This window comes from Streptomyces yangpuensis (assembly GCF_024666385.1).
In the GTDB taxonomy this organism is placed as follows: domain Bacteria; phylum Actinomycetota; class Actinomycetes; order Streptomycetales; family Streptomycetaceae; genus Streptomyces; species Streptomyces yangpuensis.
The window spans coordinates 2,137,959-2,155,798 of the sequence record NZ_CP102514.1 but is presented as its reverse complement, the minus strand read 5'-3'; the positions used below and the strand labels follow the sequence as shown (position 1 = coordinate 2,155,798).

General features: G+C 73.0%; 18 protein-coding genes. 9 read left to right on the top strand and 9 right to left on the bottom strand.

Going from position 1 to position 17,840, the window contains the following annotated elements:
• The first annotated feature begins 90 nt into the window (after positions 1–90).
• Genes pelF through NRK68_RS09905 form a run of 4 tightly spaced genes read left to right on the top strand, consistent with a single transcriptional unit; the run spans position 91 to position 4,725 of the window.
• Positions 91–1,644 carry a GT4 family glycosyltransferase PelF gene (gene pelF / locus NRK68_RS09920; protein WP_183065081.1) on the top strand — a complete coding sequence of 518 codons (1,554 nt, stop codon included), beginning with the start codon at positions 91–93 and terminating at the stop codon, positions 1,642–1,644.
• Entirely contained in the window at positions 1,641–3,191 is a 1,551-nt protein-coding gene (locus NRK68_RS09915; protein WP_257855603.1) for a hypothetical protein, read from the top strand. The genes pelF and NRK68_RS09915 overlap by 4 nt, the downstream gene beginning before the upstream one ends.
• Positions 3,188–3,892, top strand: a complete 705-nt coding sequence (locus NRK68_RS09910; RefSeq protein WP_257855602.1) for a spherulation-specific family 4 protein — start codon at positions 3,188–3,190, stop codon at positions 3,890–3,892. The genes NRK68_RS09915 and NRK68_RS09910 overlap by 4 nt, the downstream gene beginning before the upstream one ends.
• Positions 3,889–4,725, top strand: coding sequence for an endo alpha-1,4 polygalactosaminidase (locus tag NRK68_RS09905; protein ID WP_257855601.1), 837 nt, complete (start codon positions 3,889–3,891; stop codon positions 4,723–4,725). The genes NRK68_RS09910 and NRK68_RS09905 overlap by 4 nt, the downstream gene beginning before the upstream one ends.
• A 71-nt stretch (positions 4,726–4,796) precedes the next feature.
• Here the strand turns inward: NRK68_RS09905 and NRK68_RS09900 are convergent, their stop codons facing one another.
• The 5 genes from NRK68_RS09900 to NRK68_RS09880 all read right to left on the bottom strand — a co-directional run bounded on the left by NRK68_RS09900 (position 4,797) and on the right by NRK68_RS09880 (position 11,060).
• A complete protein-coding gene (locus NRK68_RS09900; RefSeq protein WP_183065577.1) occupies positions 4,797–5,963 on the bottom strand; it encodes a sensor histidine kinase in 1,167 nt (388 codons plus the stop codon).
• A 73-nt stretch (positions 5,964–6,036) separates the two neighbouring features.
• Positions 6,037–6,681, bottom strand: coding sequence for a hypothetical protein (locus tag NRK68_RS09895; RefSeq protein ID WP_257857813.1), 645 nt, complete (start codon positions 6,679–6,681; stop codon positions 6,037–6,039).
• 56 nt (positions 6,682–6,737) lie between these two features.
• Positions 6,738–8,600 carry a phosphatidylglycerol lysyltransferase domain-containing protein gene (locus tag NRK68_RS09890; RefSeq protein ID WP_257855600.1) on the bottom strand — a complete coding sequence of 621 codons (1,863 nt, stop codon included), beginning with the start codon at positions 8,598–8,600 and terminating at the stop codon, positions 6,738–6,740.
• Between the two features lie 83 nt (positions 8,601–8,683).
• A complete protein-coding gene (gene cobT / locus NRK68_RS09885; RefSeq protein ID WP_257857812.1) occupies positions 8,684–9,739 on the bottom strand; it encodes a nicotinate-nucleotide--dimethylbenzimidazole phosphoribosyltransferase in 1,056 nt (351 codons plus the stop codon).
• A gap of 115 nt (positions 9,740–9,854) precedes the next feature.
• Positions 9,855–11,060, bottom strand: a complete 1,206-nt coding sequence (locus NRK68_RS09880; RefSeq protein WP_257855599.1) for a bifunctional adenosylcobinamide kinase/adenosylcobinamide-phosphate guanylyltransferase — start codon at positions 11,058–11,060, stop codon at positions 9,855–9,857.
• Positions 11,061–11,164: 104 nt separating this feature from the next.
• Between NRK68_RS09880 and NRK68_RS09875 the strand changes: the two genes are divergently transcribed.
• Positions 11,165–11,377: a hypothetical protein gene (locus NRK68_RS09875; RefSeq protein WP_183065076.1), complete on the top strand. Its 213-nt coding sequence runs from the start codon at positions 11,165–11,167 to the stop codon at positions 11,375–11,377.
• A gap of 71 nt (positions 11,378–11,448) precedes the next feature.
• Here the strand turns inward: NRK68_RS09875 and NRK68_RS09870 are convergent, their stop codons facing one another.
• Both NRK68_RS09870 and NRK68_RS09865 read right to left on the bottom strand, forming a co-directional pair.
• The gene (locus NRK68_RS09870) at positions 11,449–12,207 is read right to left on the bottom strand and encodes a class I SAM-dependent methyltransferase (RefSeq protein WP_079025455.1); all 759 of its coding nucleotides are present in this window, start codon (positions 12,205–12,207) and stop codon (positions 11,449–11,451) included.
• A gap of 50 nt (positions 12,208–12,257) precedes the next feature.
• Positions 12,258–12,866 (bottom strand): DUF3043 domain-containing protein, encoded by a 609-nt coding sequence (locus tag NRK68_RS09865; RefSeq protein ID WP_183065075.1) that lies wholly within the window; start codon positions 12,864–12,866, stop codon positions 12,258–12,260.
• Positions 12,867–13,136: 270 nt separating this feature from the next.
• On the opposite strand from NRK68_RS09865, the gene NRK68_RS09860 reads away from it, so the two are divergent.
• Together NRK68_RS09860 and pspAA are read left to right on the top strand one after the other, a co-directional pair.
• Positions 13,137–13,931 (top strand): PspA/IM30 family protein, encoded by a 795-nt coding sequence (locus NRK68_RS09860; RefSeq protein ID WP_257855598.1) that lies wholly within the window; start codon positions 13,137–13,139, stop codon positions 13,929–13,931.
• A gap of 13 nt (positions 13,932–13,944) precedes the next feature.
• Positions 13,945–14,223, top strand: coding sequence for a PspA-associated protein PspAA (pspAA, locus tag NRK68_RS09855; protein ID WP_183065074.1), 279 nt, complete (start codon positions 13,945–13,947; stop codon positions 14,221–14,223).
• Positions 14,224–14,347: 124 nt separating this feature from the next.
• Here pspAA and NRK68_RS09850 read toward each other — a convergent pair whose 3' ends face one another.
• A complete protein-coding gene (locus tag NRK68_RS09850; RefSeq protein ID WP_183065073.1) occupies positions 14,348–15,142 on the bottom strand; it encodes a hypothetical protein in 795 nt (264 codons plus the stop codon).
• Positions 15,143–15,212: 70 nt separating this feature from the next.
• On the opposite strand from NRK68_RS09850, the gene cobS reads away from it, so the two are divergent.
• Positions 15,213–16,034 (top strand): adenosylcobinamide-GDP ribazoletransferase, encoded by an 822-nt coding sequence (cobS, locus tag NRK68_RS09845; RefSeq protein WP_257855597.1) that lies wholly within the window; start codon positions 15,213–15,215, stop codon positions 16,032–16,034.
• A gap of 73 nt (positions 16,035–16,107) precedes the next feature.
• Here the strand turns inward: cobS and NRK68_RS09840 are convergent, their stop codons facing one another.
• Complete coding sequence (locus tag NRK68_RS09840) at positions 16,108–16,866, bottom strand: hypothetical protein (protein ID WP_183065071.1); 759 nt, start codon at positions 16,864–16,866, stop codon at positions 16,108–16,110.
• Between the two features lie 167 nt (positions 16,867–17,033).
• On the opposite strand from NRK68_RS09840, the gene NRK68_RS09835 reads away from it, so the two are divergent.
• Entirely contained in the window at positions 17,034–17,765 is a 732-nt protein-coding gene (locus tag NRK68_RS09835; RefSeq protein ID WP_257855596.1) for a response regulator, read from the top strand.
• The last annotated feature ends 75 nt before the right edge of the window (positions 17,766–17,840 follow it).

Sequence of the window (17,840 nt, the reverse complement as noted above, 5' to 3'; positions counted from 1 at the left end):
CCGGCAAGCCATCACCCGTAACACCTACTGCCGGCGCTCCGCGATCCCGACGGGCGCCGGCCCCTTTTCCGTCCTGGGGGGACACACCGCATGAGTCATGGGCGTCACGTCACCATGCTCACCGAAGGCACCTATCCACACGTTCACGGGGGCGTCAGCACCTGGTGCGACCAGCTGGTCCGCGGCATGCCGGAGGTCGACTTCAACGTCATAGCCCTGACCGGATCCGGCCGCGAGCCGGTCACCTGGGAACTGCCCCGCAACGTCTACCGGCACACATCCGTCCCGCTCTGGGGCCCACCGCCCGGCCGCGGCCGACGCTCGGCCCTGCGCGGCCGGGCCCACCGCCGCTTCACTCAGGTCTACGAGAGCTTCCTGCTCTCCCTGCTCCACCCGTCGGCCGACCCCGCCGACCGCACCTTCTCCGAGGCCCTGCGCGAACTGGCCGTCCTGGCCCGCGCCGGGAAACTCGCCCCGGCCCTGCGCTCCGAATCGGTTCTGCGCCTCCTGATGAACGTCTGGACCCGGCGCGGCCTCTCCACCGCCGAGGCCGCCCCCACCATCCACGACGCCCTCACCGCCACCGACCTGCTGGAGCACGCCCTGCGCCCGCTCGCGGTGCGCATCCCGCCCGACAGCGTCGCCCACGCCGTCAGCAGCGGCCTCGCCACCCTGCCGGCCCTCGCCGCCAAGTACCTCGACGCGGTGCCCTTCCTCCTCACCGAGCACGGCATCTACCTGCGCGAGCGCTACCTCGGCTACCGCACCGCCGAACAGCGCTGGCCCGTCAAGGCGCTCATGCTCGGCTTCTACCGCGAGCTCAACACCGAGGGCTACCGCCAGGCCGACCTGATCACCCCCTGCAACCAGTACAACCGCCGCTGGGAGGAACGCGGGGGCGCCGACTCCACACGGATCCGCACCGTCTACAACGGCGTGGACCCGCACGCCTTCCCCGAGGCCGGCCCCGAACCGGACGTGCCCACCCTCAGCTGGTGCGGCCGCATCGACCCGATCAAGGACCTCGAAACCCTGATCCGGGCCTACGCCTTCATGCGCGAGGAGATGCCCGCCCTGCGGCTGCGCCTCTTCGGCCCCGTCCCCGCCGGCTGCGAGAACTACCGGCTCCGCCTGGAGAAGCTCGCCGCCGAACTCGGCGTGACCGACGGGATCACCTGGGAGGGCCGTATCGAGAAGGTGGCCCGGGCCTACGCGGCCGGCAGCATCGTGATGCTCTCCTCCATCAGCGAGGGCTTCCCCTTCAGCATCATCGAAGCCATGTCCTGCGGCCGTACCACCGTCTCCACCGACGTCGGCGGGGTCCGTGAGGCCGTCGGGGACACCGGCCTGGTCGTCCCGCCCCGCGAACCCGAGACCATGGCCCGCGCCACCCTCGCCCTGCTCCGCGACGACGAACGCCGCGCCGAACTCGGCCGGATGTCCCGCCGACGGGTCGTGGAGAAGTTCACCCTCCACCAGTCCGTCGACGGCTTCCGGCACATCTACCGGGAACTCGCCGGCCAGCCCGTCCTGCCCGTCCACGCGGGCGACGCCTGGACCCAGCGGCTCGCCGACCCCTGGTACCGCGAACTCGCCGCGCTGGGACGCCCCCAGGCGGAGTCCGGGGAAGGCAGGGTCTGGTGAGCGGATCCCTCTGGCTCAAACCCCCCGGTCCGGGCTCCGGCCCGGACTCCGGCAGGCTCCCGGCGATCCCCCGGCAGCGCGCCGGGGACCCCGGACCCGCCGCCGACCCGATGGACGAACTCGCCGAACGCCTCGACACGTTCATCGCCTCCGCCGTCCACCCCGACGAGATCGCCGCCGTCCTCGAATCCGACGGCATGACGGACGAGTACATCCGGCTCACCTACGGCCGCCACGACTCCTTCGCCCTCGCCGAGGAGCTCTACGCCCGGGTGCCCCGCTCCTTCCCGGAGCCGGGGCCCGCCCCCGACCCCTGGAAGGTCTCCCTCACCGCCTGCCTGCTGCGCGGCGTCATCTTCGCCCTGCCCGGCCTGGCCTACCTCCTGGGCGCGCCCCTCCTCGAAGGCCCCCAGGACCGCCTCGGCCTGCCGGCCGGAACGCTGACCCTGCTCGCCGGCGCACTCATCGGCTGGGTCTGGGACCAGACCCTCTCCCACCGCGCCTACTCCTGGCTCGGCCTCGGCGACCGGGCCGCCGCCGGACGCACGCTCCTCGTCGGCGCCCCCGTCGGAGCCCTGCTCGGCACCGCCGCCGCGCTGTCCGTACCCGGCGGGCCGCCGTTCTCCTACGCCTTCGCCGCCGGACAGGCCCTCTACGTCGGAGCCGCCACCGTCCTGCTGGTCCTCGGCCGGGAGCGGGTCCTGCTCGCCGCCCTCGCCCCGATGGCCGCCGGGGCCGTGACAGTGCTCCTCGTCGACCTGCCCGTACCGGTACGGGTGACCCTGCTCGGGGTGTCCCTGCTGGCCGCCTGCGCCCTCGCCGTACGGGAACTCCCGCTGGCCGAGGGGCTCCGGACGGCCGCGCACCGGATCCGGGACCGGTCGGCCCGCCGCCCCGCGCGGGTCGGCCCCGTGCGCTGGCAGATGCTGCGCGGGGCCGAGGAGGAGTACACGCCCCGCGGGCCCCGGCTCGGGGACTCGGTGCCCTTCGGCGTGTTCGGCCTGGGCACCGGCCTCCTCGTGCTCTACGCCGCCCTGGGCGAGGTCCTCGCGGGAGGCCCCGCCGAGGCCGTCGCAGCCCCCTCGGCGGTGGCCCTCACCCTCAGCATGGGCCCCGCCGAATGGCTCCTGCACCGCTTCCGCAGCGGCAGCCTCTCCGGACTCCGGGGCGCCCGCTCACCCCGGCAGTTCCGGCACCGGATGCTCGCCACCCTCTCCCGCTGCCTCGGCATCTACCTGGCGGTGCTCCTGGCCCTCGGCCTGACCGGAACGCTGCTGTGGCCCGGCGCCCCCGGCCTCACCGGAGTCCGCGTCGCCACCCTGCTGCTGCTCGGCGCGGTGATGTGGAGCGGGCTGCTCCTGCAGTCCTTCGGCGCCGTCCGGCCCGCCGCCGTGGTCTGCGCCTCGGCCGCCGTCGCCCAGAGCGTGGCCCTGCTGACCGGGCTCGGCCAGCCCCGGGTCGTCCAGCTGGTCGTGGCGGGCACGGCCGCCGCCGCCCTGGCCGTCCTGGTCTGCCTGCTCCTCGGCCGCGCGACCGCCCACCGATGACGCACGAGACGTACGACACGGACGAGAAGAAGGACCCCATGCTGCTGGTGCCCCTCTACGAGCATCCCGCCGACCGGCCCGAGGCCTGGGAGCGGCTCATCCGCTGCGCGGACCGGCTGCACTCGGTGGTGCTCAACCCCGACAGCGGGCCCGGAGCCGCCCGCGACGAGCGGTTCGCCCGCGTCGCCGAGCGGCTCCGGGAGGCCGGCGTGCCCGTACTCGGATACGTCGACACCGACTACGGGCGGCGCCCGCACGCCGCGGTGGTGCAGGACCTGCTGCGCCACCGCGACTGGTACGCCAGCGACGGGGCCTTCCTCGACCAGGCCTCCGCCGACCCCGATCTCCTCCCGCACTACGGGCGGCTCACGGTCGCCGCCCGGGCCGCGGGCGCCCGCACCCTCGTCCTCAACCACGGCGCCCACCCGCACCCCGGCTACGCCGAACTCGCCGACCTGCTCGTCACCTTCGAGGGCCCCTGGGACGCCTACCGGGAGGCGGCGGCGCCACCGGACTGGACGGCCGACCACCCCGCCCAGCGGTTCTGCCACCTCGTCTACGGCGTCCCGCCCGGCGAACTCGCCGCCCGGCTCGCCGGGGAACTGGCCGCGCAGCGGGGTGCGGGCGTGCACTGCGCCGTCCCCGGGAACGGCCCCCACCCGTGGGGGACCCTCCCGTACGCACTGGAGGCGGCGGAATGAGGGCCCCGCGGCCGCTGCGACTCCTGCGGCTCCTGCTGGTCGTGCCCCTGCTGCTGCTCGCCGCCTGCACGTCCGGACCGGACGACGAGGGCGACGACGCACCGTACCGCTGGCCGGAACTCGCCCCCGGCCAACGCTGGCAGCCCCCGCCCGGCACCGGCTGGCAGTGGCAGCTCACCGGAAGGCTCGACACCTCGGTGAAGGCACCGGTCTACGACATCGACGGTTTCAACACCACGAAGGCGCAGGTCGCCGAGCTGAAGAAGGCCGGCCGCAAGACCATCTGCTATCTCTCCACGGGCGCGTGGGAGGACTTCCGGCCGGACGCAGAAGCGTTCCCGCGGGACCTCCTGGGCAAGGGCAACGGCTGGGAGGGGGAGCGCTGGCTGGACATCCGGCGGGTGGCGGAGCTGGAACCGCTGATGGCCAAGCGGTTCGACATGTGCCGGGACAAGGGCTTCGACGCGGTCGAACCGGACAACATGGACGGCTATCAGAACACGTCCGGTTTCCCGCTCACCGCCGACGACCAGCTGCGCTACAACCGGCTGATCGCGAAGCTCGCCCACGACCGGGGCATGGCCGTCGGCCTGAAGAACGACCTCGACCAGATCCCGCAGCTCGTCGGGGACTTCGACTTCGCGGTCAACGAGCAGTGCGCGCAGTACGACGAGTGCGAGCGGCTGACGCCCTTCATCGAAGCCGGCAAGGCCGTCTTCCACGCGGAGTACGAACTCTCCACGTCCCGCTTCTGTCCACGCTCGAAGACGCTGAAGCTCAGCTCGATCCAGAAGCGGTACGACCTCGACGCCTGGCGCCGCGTCTGCTCGTAGCCGAACCCAGCCTCGCCGGCGTTTGAGGCGCGGGTCCGGGCGGAGCCCGGGAAAGGGAAAAGGATGGCCAGCTAAGCCCACGGCAATACGGCGTGGACGCGGTAGCCGCCGCCGAAGCGGGGTCCCGTGGAGCAGGAGCCCCCCAGGGCGGAGGCCCGCTCGCGCATCCCGAGCAGCCCGTGGCCACCGCCGGGCTCGGTGTCGACGGGCTCCGTGCCCCCGTCGTCGAGCACGGTCACCTCCACCGACGGCCCGACCCGGACCACGCTCACCTCGGCCCGCGCCCCCGGCCCCGCGTGCTTGCGCACGTTGGTCAGCGCCTCCTGGATCACCCGGTACGCCGCCAGGTCCACCGCGGCCGGCAACGGGCCCGTACCGCAGTCCAGCTGCACGATCACCTGCACCGGCAGCCCGGCGTGCCGGAAGGTGTCCACCAGTTCGTCGAGCACGCCCAGCCCCGGTGCCGGCTCGGTCGGTGCCTCCGGGTCGCCGGACTGCCGCAGCAGGCCCACGGTCGCCCGCAGCTCGTTCAGCGCCGACCGGCTGGCGTCCCGTACGTGGGCCAGCGCCTCCTTGGCCTGGTCGGGGCGTTTGTCCATGACGTGCGCGGCGACCCCGGCCTGCACGTTGACGAGGGCGATGTGGTGGGCGACCACGTCGTGGAGGTCCCGGGCGATCCGCAGCCGTTCCTCCGCGACCCGCCGCCGGGCCTCCTCGTCGCGGGTCCGTTCGGCCCGCTCGGCCCGCTCCCGGATGGCGTCGACGAAGGCCCGCCGGCTGCGTACGGCGTCCCCGGCGGCCGCGGCCATGCCGGTCCAGGCGAAGATCCCGAGATTCTCCTGCGCGTACCAGGGCAGCGGCCCGGCGAGCATCGCCACCCCGGTCAGGCCCGCCATGGTGAGCAGCCCGATCCGCCAGGTCGTCGGCCGGTCGGTGAGGGCCGCCACCGTGTACAGGGCGATCACCGTGCACATCGCGACCGGCGCCCGCGGCTCCCCGGTGGTCAGTTCCAGCAGCGAGAGCCCGCAGGTCACCGCGAGCACGGCGATCGGCTGCCGGCGCCGGAACACCAGCGCGGCCGAGCCGAGCAGCATCAGCAGCAGGGAGAAGGGCTCGGGGGTGCGGGTCCCGAAGGTGGGCCCGTGCGGGCCGTGCGGGTCGGCGAAGGAGCCGACGACCATGGCGACGAGCGCGCCGAACGCCAGCACGGCGTCGGTGGCCAGCGGATGAGCCCGCATCCACTGCCGGGTGGGGGCGAACCGCCCGAGGTCTGTCGTCACCCCGATACGGTACGGCCTGCCGGCCCGGCCCTCAGGGCGGAGGGCTCTGTGCCAGCGGGACGCGGGAGCGCACCGGACCCCATTGCGCCCGGACCACGCACACGGCCATGACGGCGGCGATGGCCGCGAGGTGCTCCTTGCCGGCGAGATTGTTCTTGATCAGGACCTCGCCGATCATCGCGAGGATCACCAGGGCGCCGGTCAGGTACGCCCGGTGGCGCCAGCAGAGGTAGAGGGCGAGGCCGACCACGGCAGCCGAGGGCCCGGTGTCGTTGACGACGCGGTCGGACATCGGCAGGCCGAAGGGGTGGTCCGGGCCCAGCGCGACGCCGATCCGCGCGTACGTGGTCCCGGCGAGGGTGGCGACGTAGCCGATCACCAGCGTGCGCCACCGGCCGAGGCAGATCTCCGCGATGCCGAACACCAGCAGCATCTGCGCGAGCGCCCCCCACACCGGCAGGTCGAGCGCCGGGACGAACAGCGACAGGGGAGTGCGCAGCAGGGCCAGCCAGAACGGGTCGACGGCCCTGACCGACCCGAGGTTCTGCACCGGCTGGAAGCCCCACGAGGTGTTCTGCACGATCTGGAAGACCGAGGTCAGGCAGACCGCGCCGAGGGTCATCGGGATCGCCCGCCACGTGTCGCGGACGAGGGCGTCGCGGACGGTCCAGAACATCGGGCCCCACTCGCGGCGGGCGAACCGCCGCAGTGGGGTGCTGCTGTTCCGCGCTGTCAACGGCGGGTCTCCAGGTGTCTGCGGTGCAGCCACTTCGGAAGGCCGGGGGCCTCCAGGAAGCCCTCGGCCCGGCCGGCCGCGACACCGATCCGCAGCAGGTCCGAACTCTTCTCGAAGAGCATGAACCGCGGTTCCCAGATCGGCCGGTATTTGGCGTTGGCCCGGTAGAGGGACTCGATCTGCCACCAGCGGGAGAAGAAGCTCAGCAGCGAGCGCCACATCCGCAGCACCGGGCCGGCGCCGAGCCGGGACCCGCGCTCGAAGACCGACCGGAACATCGCGAAGTTGAGCGAGACCTGGGTGACCCCGATCTCCCTGGAGCGTTCGAGGAGTTCGATGACCATGAACTCCATCAGGCCGTTCTCGGAGTCCCGGTCCCGGCGCATCAGGTCCAGCGACAGGCCACCCGGGCCCCACGGCACGAAGGACAGGACGGCTCGCAGGTCGCCCTTGCCGTCGGTGCACTCCAGCATCACGCACTGGCCGTCGGCGGGGTCGCCCAGCCGGCCCAGCGCCATGGAGAAGCCCCGTTCGGTGGCCCCGTCGCGCCAGTCGTCGGCGCGGCGCACCAGCTCGGCCATCTCCTCGGCGGGGATGTCGGCGTGGCGGCGGATCCGGACCGTGTACTCGGCCCGCTTGACGCGGTTGTAGGCCTGCCGGACGGTGCGCATGGCACGGCCCTCCAGGGTGAAGTCGGCGGTCTCCACGATCGCCTCGTCGCCGAGCTCCAGCGCGTCCAGGCCGTGCCGGGCGTAGATCTGCCCGGCTTCCTCGCTCGCGCCCATGACGGCCGGCACCCAGCCGTGCTCGCGGGCCTCGGCCAGCCACGGATCGATGGCGCCGGGCCATGCCTCCGGGTCGCCGATCGGGTCACCGGAGGCGAGCGAGACCCCGCCGACGACGCGGTAGGTGACGGCGGCCTTGCCGGTGGGGGACCAGATGACGGACTTCTCGCGGCGCAGCGCGAAGTAGCCGAGCGAGTCGCGGTCGCCCTGGCGGGCCAGCAGCGCCCGCAGCCGCTCCTCGTCCTCCTCGCTGATCGGGTCGACGGCGCGGCGCGAACGGAACGCGGCGAACAGCACGGCGAGGAGCAGCAGCATCGACATGACGTTGATGAAGACGTCCACCCAGCCGGGCGGGGCGATCGCCGCGGAGGCCCGGTCGTCGGGGGCCAGGGTGATCAGCCGCATCACGCCGTACTTCCAGCGTTCGGGGAAGGAGACGCCGGAGCCGTCCGGTGCGGTGTTGGCGGCGCCCACGAGCAGGGCCGCGACCAGCGAGGTGACGAGCAGGCCCACGGCGGCGACGGCCGCGGCGAAGGCCGGGTTGGAGCGGTCGCCCTTGGCGTAGAACTCGCGGCGGCCCAGCAGCAGGGCGCCGGTGAAGGCGGCGGTCAGGGCCAGCGAGACCCAGTTCTGCGGGTGCTCGCGGATCTCCTCGTACGCGAAGAGGGCGTAGGCGAGCAGCAGGGCGAGGAGGCCGCTCAGGACGAGGTTCAGGATCCAGGAGGCGCGCTTGCGGCGGCCGAGGGTGACGGCCAGCAGCAGCGTGAACAGGCCCGACGCGAAGCCCGCGGTGAGCATGTACGGGGTGTAGAAGTCCTCGATGTTGTGGCGCCGCAGGTCCTGCCCGAGTGAAACCCACACCGCGCTGAGGAAGTTGATGAAGGTGACGACGCGCAGGTACCAGACCGCGAACGCGGCTCCGCGCTGTGAGCGGGAGCTCCCCCGACCGGTCTCCCGGCCGCCCCCCGCCGCCTTGCCGGCGTCCCCGCCGGTCTCTTTCCTGCCGGATGACGGACCGGTCGCCGGTACGGCGGTGCGGTCGGTCTCTGCGCTGGTCAAACGGACCTCTCCCATAAAAAGCGATCATATGGGGCGTCGCTGTCCGTGATGGTGCGGTCGGGGACCGCGGTCTGGTCAGGACCGCGGCCCCCGGCGTCTCATTCCGTCGGCTCCTCGGCCGCCCGTTCAGGAAGCTCCGCCGCGAGTGCGGCGGCCGCCTGGACGAGGGGAAGAGCCAGCAATGCCCCGGTGCCTTCACCCACTGTGACGCCGTGATCGAGCACGGGGTTGAGCGCCATTCGGTCAAGTGCCTTCGCCTGACCCGGCTCGCCGCTCGCCTGACCCGCCAGCCACCAGTCCGGAGCCCGGAAAGCGGCCCGCTGCGCCACCAGTCCGCACGCGGCCGAAACAACACCGTCGAGGATGACGGGCGTACGGCGCACCGCGCACTGGAGCAGGAATCCGGTGATGGCCGCCACGTCCGCACCGCCGACCGCCGCCAGCAACGCGACCTGGTCGCCCAGCACCGGACGGGCCCGGCGCAGCGCGTCGCGGATCGCCGCGCACTTGCGCATCCAGGCCAGGTCGTCGATGGGCCGGCCGCCGCGGCCCGTCACCACCGACGAGTCCGTTCCACACAGCGCGGCGACGAGGGTCGCGGCCACGGTCGTCCCGCCGACGCTCAGGTCACCGAGGACGACCAGGTCGGTCCCCGAGTCGGCCTCCTCGTCCGCGATCCGCATACCGAGCCGCAGCGCCTCCTCGGCCTCCTCGACCGTCAGCGCGTCCTCGACGTCGATGCGGCCGCTGCCGCGCCGGACGCGGTGCGCCACGACGTCCTCGGGCAGCAGCCCGGGATCGCAGTCGAGCCCGGCGTCGACGATCCGTATCGTGGCGCCGAACCGGCCGGCCAGGACCGCGACGGGGCTGGACCCGTCGAGCACGTCCCGCACCAGCTCGTGACCGGTGGCCGCGGCCCGGGCGGAGACCCCCTGGGCGGCGATCCCGTGGTCGGCGGCGAAGAGCACCACGCGGGGCCGCTCGACCGCCCTGACCGGCACCTGCCCCTGCGCGGCGGCGAGCCACTCGGCGAGCTCGTCGAGCCGCCCCAGCGCCCCGGGCGGCACGGCGAGGCGCTCACGGCGTTCCTCGGCATCACGCCGGACGCCCCCGTCGGGGCGCTCGATCAGATCGGAGAAGTCGTCGAGATTCAGCGTGCTCATCTGCCAGAGAGTACAGCCGGTGAAGCCCTCCCTCAGGCCTCGGCGGCTCCGGCCGGTTCCGGCTCCTCCGGGACGTCCGCAATCCCGGTGAACACCCCGGCGGGGCCTACTCCTTGAGGACGACGGCCTGCCCCGCGACGACCAGCAGGACGTGCTCGCACTCGCCCGCCACCCGCGCGTTCAGCCGGCCCAGCTCGTCACGGAAACGCCGGCCCGAAGCCGTCGCCGGAACCACGCCCGAGCCCACCTCGTTGCTCACCAGCACCACCCGGCGGCGGGTCGTGCGTACGGCCGCCACCAGAGCCGCGGTCCGCTCCGCCAGCTCCTCCCGGCCGCGCTCCGCCCAGACCTCGTCGTCCCAGGCCCCGGCCCGGTCCATGGCCTCGGTCAGCCACAGCGCCAGACAGTCGATCAGCAGCGCAGGCCCGTCGTCGGCGAGCAGCGGGACCAGCTCGCACGTCTCCACCGTCCGCCAGGTCGCCGGCCGGCGTTCCCGGTGCAGGCCGACCCGCCGCGCCCATTCCGTGTCACCGTCCCGGGTGCCCCCGGTCGCCACGTAGACCACCTCGGGGAAGGACTCCAGCCGCCGTTCCGCCTCCACGGACTTGCCCGAGCGGGCCCCGCCCAGCACCAGCGTGCGCCGCGGCAGGTCCGGCACCGCCTCGTACGCCCCGACGAGCACGGTCGTCCCGTCCGGCACCGCCCGCGCCCCGGCGGCCGCCAGCCGGCGCTCCAGCTCCCGGCCCGGCGGCACATCGTGGTCGAGGTGGACGGCGATCACGTCGGTGGCCGGGCCGACGGCCCCGCTCGCCCGCAGCCGGGCCAGCGCCTCGGGCCGGCCCAGCACGTCGGCGAGCACCGTGTCGTACGGGCGCCGCCCGCTCTGCCCGGCGGTCCCCGCGGGCGCCCCGCCCGGCGGCAGGTACAGCAGCCGGCCGCCGTCCGGGCCGGTCACCTCGTACCCGGTGCCGGGAGCGTCCATCGCCGCCGCCCGTACCCGGTGCCCGGAGATCACCGAGAGCTCCTGCCCGTCCGGCACCCGGACGGCGGTCGGCAGCCCCGGCGGCAGCTCCACGGCGGGCCCGTCGTGCGGATGAGTCAGCAGGACCTGCCGCACCCCGGTCAGGGAATGCCCGGCCCGGGCGCCGGCCAGTACCGCACCGGGGGTCAGGTCGAGCAGCAGCGCCCCGTCGACGAGGACCGCCGTGGCGGCGCGGGAGCGCGTACCGACGCAGACGGCGCAGGCCGCACAGGGGCAGCCGGGACGGGGCAGCCCCACAGGGGTACCGGTGCCGAGCAGAGTGAGTTCCACAGGATGATCCTCCCGCGTCCCGGAGACTGCTGCGCGCCCGGTTACTCTGCGGGCACACTCAAGGCGAGAAGCGTGTGAGCAGCGGACGAGCAACGGAGGCGGACATGGCGTGGACGTGGCGGTTCGAGACGGCCGACGGCACGGAGACGAGCCCGGCGGTGGTACCCGAGGAGTTCACCACGCAGGGCGACGCGGAGTCCTGGATCGGCGAGTACTGGAAGGACCTGCTGGAAGGCGGTACCGAACAGGTGAAGCTGTCCGACGACGGCGGCACCGAGCTCTACACGATGAGCCTGCGCTCCGCCCTGGAGGCCTGACCCCGCGGGGCCACCGGCCCATCCGTCCGTTCGGCCCCGCCGGAGACCCGGCGGGGCCGAACGGACCGGGGTCAGCCCCGGACTCCGCAGAGGTGCAGCAGCGCGGCGACACCGCGGTACGGATCGCTGCGGCCCGCACGGTCCTCGGCGGCCAGCAGCCGCTCCAGCTCCTCGTCGGGCGGCAGCACCTCGCCGGCCTCGGTGCCGTCCGTGAAGACGCGTACGCCGTACCAGGCCTGCAGCGGCGCGCCGATCCCCGACAGCGTCGCGGTCAGCTCCGACAGCCGGTCGGCGCGGACGTCCAGGCCCAGCCGGTTCGTGTAGTCGGTGCTGTCGAAGGCGGCCAGCGCGCCCTGCCAGTCGCCGTCCAGCCCGTGCCGCATGGCGAGCGCGTCGCCGTTGCGCACCAGCAGGGACAGCAGCCCACCCGGGGCCAGCATCCGGGCCAGCCCGGCGAGCATGGCGTCCGGCTCGGGCACGTACATCAGCACCCCGTGGCACAGCACCACGTCGAAGCTGCCCGGCAGGAAATGGGCGCCGGTCTCGCGCCCGTCCCCCTCCAGCAGCTTGACCCGGTCACGGATCCCGGCGGGCTCCACGGCCAGCGCCTCGCGGGCGACGTCCAGCATCCCCGGATCCTGCTCCAGACCGGTCACCATGTGCCCGGCGCGGGCGAGGCGCAGCGCCTGGGTTCCCTGGCCCATGCCGACGTCGAGGACGCGCAGCCGCTGCCCCACGGGGAAGCGCTGCGCGATCTGCTCGTCGACCTGTCGGCCCACGAGTTCCTGACGGACCGCGTTGCGCAGTCCGCCCAGGCCCTCGAGCCACAGCCGTGCCCCCTCGGCAAAACCTTCCCCCGACGCGCCGGGCGTCCCTCCGCTCAGGGCCGTTCCCCGCGCTTGACCTGCGGCTTCGGCAGGCGCAGCCGACGCATCTGCAGGGTGCGCATGATGCCGTAGGCGACGGCGCCGCGGCGCGGCTCGTTCGGGAAGCGCGTGGTGAGCGCCTTGCGCAGGCGGAACACCAGACCGATCGAGTCCAGGATGATCAGCGCGATCACGGCGAGCCACAGCAGCAGCGCGATGTTCTGGATCGCGGGCTGGCGCACCATGCTGAGCACGAGGATCACGACGGCCAGCGGCAGGAACATCTCGGCGACCGAGAAGCGGGAGTCCACGAAGTCGCGGACGAACCTGCGGACGGGGCCCTTGTCCCGGGTGGGCAGGTACCGCTCGTCGCCGTTGGCCAGCGCCTCGCGCTGCTTGGCCATCTCGGCGCGGCGACGCTCGCGGGCTCGCTTCGCGTCCTCCTTGCGGTTGCCGGTCGAGGCCACCACGGCCTTGCGCTGTGACTGGGCCACGGAGCGCTTCGGCGTAGGGCGGCCCTTCGGGGCCTGCGGGTCACGGGGCTGCGAGAGGTCGGCGCTCACCTTGTCGGTGGCGGCGGCCTTCTCTTCCTTGGAGGAGCGGCTACCAAACACAAAACCCAAGCCTACGTGGTTGCGGGCACGGGCCCCACCCCGGCGGGGAACGATCCGGCAACGGCGGGCGTCCTTCCCTGTGCACGGTCCGAGCGGCGGGCCCGCCTCCGTACGGCCGGGGCTCATCTACTCCTCACGCCTGATACGGGGCGGGCAGAGTCGTCCTGGAGGAGGAGCGCATCCGTCCTCGAACAGTGCGGTAATGGAGACAGGGCCCGTACTGTGGGTTCTGTCGGTGATCTGGAGCACAGTCCGTCTAGAAGGGGGCGCGCGAAGCCCATGAGCGGTGTCATGAAGCGTATGGGGATGATCTTCCGCGCGAAGGCGAACAAGGCCCTTGACCGGGCCGAGGACCCGCGCGAGACCCTCGACTACTCGTACCAGAAGCAGCTCGAACTGCTGCAGAAGGTGCGCCGCGGCGTCGCCGACGTGGCGACGTCCCGCAAGCGCCTCGAACTGCAGCTGAACCAGTTGCAGGGCCAGTCCTCCAAGCTGGAGGACCAGGGCCGCAAGGCGCTCGCCCTGGGCCGCGAGGACCTGGCCCGTGAGGCCCTGTCCCGCCGCGCCTCGCTCCAGCAGCAGGTCAGCGACCTGGAGGTGCAGCACCAGACCCTCCAGGGCGAGGAGGAGAAGCTGACGCTGGCCGCGCAGCGGCTCCAGGCGAAGGTGGACGCCTTCCGCACGAAGAAGGAGACCATCAAGGCCACCTACACCGCGGCCCAGGCCCAGACCCGGATCGCGGAGTCCTTCTCCGGCATCTCCGAGGAGATGAGCGATGTCGGCCTGGCCATCCAGCGGGCCGAGGACAAGACCGCCCAGCTGCAGGCCCGCGCCGGTGCGATCGACGAGCTGCTGGCCTCCGGCGCGCTCGACGACCAGAGCGGCCTCGGGTCCAAGGACGACATCCAGGCCGAGCTGGACCGCCTGTCGGGCGGTACGGACGTGGAGCTGGAACTCCAGCGGATGAAGGCGGAGCTGGCCGGCGGCCCGTCCGCGCAGCAGCAGGCCATCGAGGGCGGCGCCCAGGGCAACGCCCAGCAGCCGCAGACCCAGCACCGGTTCGACAAGCAGTAGGACGGGGCCCGTCATGATCGTTCGCATCATGGGGGAAGGCCAGCTGGACGTGGCCGACGGTCATCTCGCCGAGCTGAACTCGCTGGACGACGAGCTGCTCGCGGAGATGGAGGGCGGCGACGAGGCCGGCTTCCGGCGCACCCTCGGAGCGCTGCTGGAAGCGGTCCGCCGGCTGGGCGAGCCGCTCCCGGACGACGCCCTGGAGCCGTCCGAGCTGATCCTCCCGGCGCCCGACGCGAGCCTCGACGAGGTCCGGGAGATGCTCAGCGACGACGGCCTGATCCCGGGCTGACGGCGGGCGGCCCCGGACCGGCCCCCCGGACCGCCCCCCGACCGGCCCCCGGACCGGACCGACCGGACGCACCGACACGACGACGGGCCCTCCCCGGGCAGGGGGAGGGCCCGCCGCCGTGTGCTCAGTCCCGCTGGGTCGGCGGGCTCTCCGGCTCCGGCGGCTTCTCCAGGGACACCGGCCGCGGGTCCGGGGTGCCGCCGATGAAGTCCTCGAACCTGCGGCGCCGCCGCGTCCAGCGCCGGTCGTGGTGGAAGGCCCGCAGCCCCGCCTTGGCCCGCGCACGCGGCCGGTTCACGTAGAACCGCTTCGCGTACGGGGAACCGGGCCGGGCCAGCCGGATCGCGCCGACCAGCGCCACGAAGGGGATGACGACGCCGAAGAGGGCGGTGCGCGCCTTGCCCTTCCACAGGGCGATCAGGGCGAGACAGAAGTTGCCGGCCGCGTTCATGACGACCAGCCCGCGGCTCTGGCGCTCCTCGGGCGACAGGTCGTTCACGCCGAAGGGCACGAAGCCGCCCAGGACCAGCGCCACCACCGCGGCCGTCACGACCACGATCTCCACGCTCTTGCGGCCCTGCTCGCTCCAGTAGACGTCGTCGAGGTGCAGGATCAGCGCGAACTCGTCCAGCACCAGACCCGCCCCCAGCCCGAAGATCACGGCCGAGAGGGCCGCGCCGAAGCTGTGCCGGGCGCTGCCGATCGCCCCGAACCCGCCGATGATCACGAGGATGACGCCCGGTACCACGTGGTGGATGTGCAGGCCGCCCGGAGTGACGTTCTTGAAGGGGCCCCGGCCGGCCCGGATCATGCGGGTGATCACACGGGTGACCAGGAACGACATCACGAAGGAGATCAGGGCGAGCAGCATGGGCAGCTTCCCCGGCTCGATGATGTTCCGATACCACCAGTGACCCATCCCACTGACTCCCTGTTTGGACCGTAATGGGTAATTTACCGTCCGTTCCGAGCGGGTAGCGTTCGCGCCGATGACAGATTCGTTCGACGATCCGGCCCCGACGCCGCCCGCGGAACGTGCCTCGTTCCCCGACGGCGTCCGCTTCGCCTTCGGCACCCTCACGGTGCTGCCCGCCCGCATCACCCGCTGGGACCGCCCCGCGGCCCGCACCGGAATGGCCTGCGCCCCGCTCGCCGGACTGGTCGTCGGCGTGCTCGCGGCCGTCCCCGGAGCGCTGCTCCTGCTGCTCGGCGGGGGACCGCTGCTCGCGGCGGCCGTCACCGTCGCCGTGCCGGCCGCCCTGACCCGCGGTCTGCACCTCGACGGGCTCGCCGACACGGCGGACGGCCTGGGCAGCGCCAAACCGGCCAACGAGGCACTGCGCATCATGAAGAAGTCCGACATCGGACCCTTCGGCGTGATCGCCCTGGTGATCGTCCTGCTCGTGCAGACGGCCGCCCTTGCCGAGCTGTACGCCGACAGCTGGGTCCGCGGCGCCCTCGCCGTCGTCGTCGCCGCCGTCACAGCCCGCCTCGCCCTGACCCTCGCCTCCCGCGAAGGTGTCCCGCCCGCCCGGCCCGAAGGGCTCGGCGCCGCGGTCGCCGGGGTCGTCCCGCGCCCGGCCGCCGCCGCCCTCGCCGCCCTCGTCACCGTCGCCGCCGCGGCGGCCGCCCTCCCGGTCGGCCTGCCCGCCGCGGCCCGGTCCGCGGCGGCGGTCCTCGCCGCCCTGCTCGCCGCGGAGGTCCTGCTCCGCCGCTGCGTACGCCGCTTCGACGGGGTCACGGGCGACGTCTTCGGAGCCCTGGCCGAGGTCGCGGCGACCACCGCGCTCATCGTCCTCGCCCTCGGCTAGGCCGTGCCTTGCCGATGAGGCAGGGCCGGGCTGCCCCGCACCGCACCCCCGGGTGGTCGCGGGCCTGGGCGGTTCAGCTGTGTCCCGTACGCAGGATGTGCGGATCGAGCTGCTTGAGGTCCTTTACCTCGATGTTCTGGGGTGTACCGCGGACGATTTCCACGGAGAATACGGCCTCGAACGGGGCGCCCTCGGTGACGACCGAGTGAGTCAGGAAATCCGGCTTGCCCAGCAACTGGGCCGCCGCGCTGGTACCGAAGCCGAAGCTGCCAGCCAGGATGACCACACTCCGCTCGGTGTTGAACGGATTGGCGGCCCGGATCACGATGCCCTGGTCGACGACGAGCCGGTTGTCGGCGTCACTGACCCACTCCCTGACGTTGTCCGTCTCGGCGTCGTAGATTTTCGCGTCGTGCGTCTCGGCCGGTCCGAACCTGAGTGTCAGGGGCAGTCGGCGCATGACCTCAGCGGTCACCTCGTTGGAATGCGGACCGCCGACGAGGACCAGGTTCCCCCGGTGCTCGGCACCGGTCAGCTGATGGCTCGGAGTGATGGGCAAGTGCCTCACCCCCACCTTCTGGAGTTGCTTCTCCAGCTCGCCCAGCGCCTGGACGTCACCGACACCCACCAGCCCGGACCGCTCCCAAATGTAGTGCTCGTCCTGGATGAACACCGACGTGACCACCCTGAGGTCATCGGTAACAAAATCCCGCCAGAAGGCCCGTGTCTTGCGGAAACGCCAGAGGTCCCGCAGCCGGTTGGCGAACCACCCGAAGGCGAAAGCGATCGCCGTGGCTATGAGGTTTACGCCGATCTCCACGAGGTTACTCACAGGCGAGCGCTCCCATTGTGACAGCGGCCAAGGACGGCCATGGGCCGTGCCTCCCCCCTGTGGGCCCCCGGGAAACGGGGGCGGGTGGTCGGGGAGCGGACCGGCGGCGGTTGGCTCGCGCGGGAGCCGGCTCAGCCGCCCGGCGCCCTGGTGCCTACCCTGACTGCATGACCGTGGTCGCTGACACCGATTCCTGCCCCACCGGGCCCATCAAGGTGCTGCTCGCCGACGACCAGGCCCTGCTGCGCAGCGCCTTCAAGGTGCTCGTCGACTCCGAACCCGACATGGAGGTCGTGGGGGAGGCCTCCGACGGGGCGCAGGCCTTCGCGCTCGCCCGGCGCGAACGCCCCGACGTCGTGCTGATGGACATCCGGATGCCCGGCACCGACGGGCTCGCCGCCACCCGCATGATCAGCGGCGACCCGGAACTCGCCGCCGTGCGCGTGGTGATGCTGACGACCTTCGAGGTGGACGAGTACGTGGTCTCCGCGCTGCGGGCGGGCGCCTCCGGCTTCCTCGGCAAGGGCGCCGAGCCCGAGGAACTCCTCAACGCCATCCGTGTCGCCGCCGCCGGCGAGGCCCTGCTCTCCCCGGCCGCCACCAAGGGGCTCATCGCCACCTTCCTCGCCCAGGGCGGAGGCACCGACCCGGCCGCCGCCGGCGCCTCGGCCGGGATGCACGCGGAGCGGCTGGCCGCGCTGACCGTCCGGGAGCGCGAGGTCCTCGTACACGTCGCCGCCGGGCTGTCCAACGACGGCATCGCCGGACGGCTGGAGGTCAGCCCCCTCACCGTCAAGACGCACGTGAACCGGGCCATGGCCAAGCTCGGCGCCCGCGACCGGGCCCAATTGGTGGTCATCGCCTACGAATCGGGACTTGTCCGGCCCCGCGTGGAGTAGCGAGGGGCCGGGGCGGAGTAGTGCCGCGTACTACAGACGCGGTATGCCGCACATAAGGACGGCACCTGCGAGCGA